General features: G+C 55.4%; 1 protein-coding gene. It reads right to left on the bottom strand.

From position 1 onward, the window contains the following. Positions 1-222, bottom strand: a 222-nt coding sequence (locus tag LD028_RS10010) for a fumarate hydratase C-terminal domain-containing protein (RefSeq protein WP_237811726.1), incomplete at both ends; no start/stop codon positions are given.

Raw genomic sequence — 222 nt, 5'->3', positions numbered from 1 at the left:
CCGGAATGCCAAACTCCAGCAAATCGACGCCTTCAACCGATTTGATGCAGTCAGCATAATATTGCGCCGCGCCGCCGATCGCGTTCAAATACACGCCACCGTGTTCTTTTAACGCTTGCAGCGTTTTCGCGCCCATGCCGCCTTTGCCGATGACAGCACGGACGCCGAATTTTTTCATGATGTCGCCTTGATACGGCTCTTCGCGAATGCTCGTCGTCGGGC

Source organism: Anoxybacillus sp. LAT27, from assembly GCF_022030075.1.
Lineage (GTDB): Bacteria > Bacillota > Bacilli > Bacillales > Anoxybacillaceae > Anoxybacillus > Anoxybacillus kestanbolensis.
The sequence above is the reverse complement of the archived record's forward strand: the minus strand, read 5'-3'. Positions and strand labels throughout refer to the sequence as shown.